Raw genomic sequence first — 2305 nt, 5'->3', positions numbered from 1 at the left:
CCGGCGATGATCAGCATCGAGTTGTTCAGCGAGAAGCCGATGCCCGCCGCTGCCCAGCCGGAGTAGCTGTTGAGCATCGACACGACCACGGGCATGTCCGCGCCGCCGATCGGGATGATGATCAGCACGCCGAGCACGAAGGCCAACGCCAGCATCACGCCGAAAGCGGTGTAGTCGCCGGTGAGCATGAACGTCACGCCCAGGCCCAGTGTGGCCAGGCCCAGCAGCAGGTTCAGCTTGTGCTGGCCACTGAACTGTACCGGTGCGCCCTGGAACAGGCGGAACTTGTACTTGCCCGACAGCTTGCCGAAGGCGATCACCGAGCCGGAGAAGGTGATTGCACCGATGGCGGCACCGAGGAACAGTTCCAGGCGGTTACCGGCCGGGATCGCGTCACCGAGTTGCTTGACGATGCCCAGCGACTGCGGCTCGACCACGGCAGCCACGGCGATGAACACCGCGGCCAGGCCGATCATGCTGTGCATGAAGGCGACCAGCTCCGGCATCTTGGTCATTTCAACGCGTTTGGCCATGATCGAACCGGCAGTGCCGCCGATCAGCAGGCCGACGATCACGTAGACGATACCGTCCTGGGCCAGTTCGGAGCCCAACTTATAGATCAGGCCGACCGTGGTGAGGATCGCCAGGCCCATGCCGAGCATGCCGAACAGGTTGCCACGGCGCGACGTGGTGGGGTGCGAGAGGCCCTTGAGCGCCTGGATGAAGCAGACCGAGGCGATCAAATACAGGGACGTAACCAGGTTCATGCTCATGCTTGCTGCACCTCAGCCTTGACTGCTTCAGCTTTGGCGGCCGGAGCTTTTGCCGGCGCTTTCTTCTTGAACATTTCCAGCATGCGGCGGGTGACCAAAAAGCCACCGAATACGTTCACCGCGGCCAAGGCCACGGCCAGGGTGCCCATGGTCTTGCCCAGTGGCGTCACGGTCAAAGCCGCTGCCAGCATGGCACCGACGATCACGATCGCCGAGATCGCGTTGGTCACCGCCATCAACGGGGTGTGCAGCGCAGGCGTGACGTTCCAGACCACGTGGTAACCGACATAGATCGCCAGCACGAAGATGATCAGGTTGTAGATACCGTCAGAGATCAGCATGTCTTCCATTGTTTTTATCCTCAGCCGTTCTTGCGCACGATCTGGCCGTCGCGGCACATCAGGCACGCGGCGACGATATCGTCTTCAAGGTTGATCACCAGTTGTCCTTCTTTATCGAACAACAGTTTCATGAAGTCCAGCAGGTTGCGGGCGTACAGCGCCGAAGCGTCAGCCGCCACGGCGCTGGCCAGGTTGGTCGGGCCCACGATGGTCACGCCGTTTTCGACGACCACCTGGTCGGCCACGGTCAGCGGGCAGTTGCCGCCCTGGGCGGCCGCGAGATCGATGACCACCGAACCCGGTTTCATCTGGGCCACGGTTTGCGCGCTGAGCAGCGTCGGCGCCTTGCGGCCCGGAATCAGCGCGGTGGTGATAACGATGTCCGCCTGCTTGGCGCGTTCGTGCACGGCCGCGGCCTGGCGCTGCATCCAGCTGGCCGGCATGGGACGGGCGTAACCGCCGACACCGACGGCGCATTCGCGCTCTTCATCGGTCTCGTAAGGCACGTCGACGAACTTGGCGCCGAGGGATTCGATCTGCTCTTTTACCGCAGGACGCACGTCAGACGCTTCGATCACCGCCCCCAGGCGCTTGGCGGTAGCGATGGCCTGCAAACCGGCCACACCGGCACCCAGAATCAGCACGCGCGCCGCTTTCACGGTGCCCGCAGCGGTCATCAGCATCGGCATGAAACGCGGGTAGTAGTGAGCGGCCAGCAACACAGCCTTGTAGCCGGCGATGTTGGCTTGCGACGACAGTACGTCCAGGCTTTGGGCGCGGGAGGTGCGCGGCGCGGCTTCCAGGGCAAAGGCGGTAATGCCGCATTCGGCCATTTTGGCGATGGTTTCATTGCTGAACGGATTGAGCATGCCCACCACTACGGTGCCGCTTTTGATCAGGGCGAGCTCGCTGTCGCTGGGCGCGACCACCTTCAGAATCAGCTCGGCAGCAAACGCATCGTTGGCGCTGCCAATGCTTGCGCCTGCCGCTTCATAGGCACTGTCGACAACGCTGGCATTAATGCCGGCGCCGCTTTGTACAGTGACCTTATGGCCCTGGCCGATCAGCTTCTTGATGGTTTCCGGGGTTGCAGCAACCCGTGTTTCACCGGTCTGGGTTTCGAGAGGAACACCAATGTGCACGTCAAATCTCCTGCGTGATCTTATTGAGTAAACCCATGCACTACGGATG

At 62.2% G+C, this 2305-nt stretch carries 3 protein-coding genes; all 3 read right to left on the bottom strand.

The features are described from left to right. A partial coding sequence (locus tag ABIE16_RS28720) for an NAD(P)(+) transhydrogenase (Re/Si-specific) subunit beta (protein WP_429522465.1) occupies positions 1 to 773 on the bottom strand: 773 nt, incomplete at its 3' end. Next, the gene (locus tag ABIE16_RS28715) at positions 770 to 1123 is read right to left on the bottom strand and encodes an NAD(P) transhydrogenase subunit alpha (RefSeq protein ID WP_057712569.1); all 354 of its coding nucleotides are present in this window, start codon (positions 1121 to 1123) and stop codon (positions 770 to 772) included. The genes ABIE16_RS28720 and ABIE16_RS28715, both read right to left, overlap by 4 nt. A gap of 11 nt (positions 1124 to 1134) precedes the next feature. Further along, positions 1135 to 2256, bottom strand: a complete 1122-nt coding sequence (locus tag ABIE16_RS28710) for a Re/Si-specific NAD(P)(+) transhydrogenase subunit alpha (RefSeq protein WP_102685615.1) — start codon at positions 2254 to 2256, stop codon at positions 1135 to 1137. Between the last annotated feature and the right edge of the window lie 49 nt (positions 2257 to 2305).

The sequence above is a fragment of the Pseudomonas sp. 2725 genome, assembly GCF_050434585.1.
In the GTDB taxonomy this organism is placed as follows: domain Bacteria; phylum Pseudomonadota; class Gammaproteobacteria; order Pseudomonadales; family Pseudomonadaceae; genus Aquipseudomonas; species Aquipseudomonas jessenii.
This window is presented reverse-complemented; position numbering and strand designations above follow the sequence as displayed.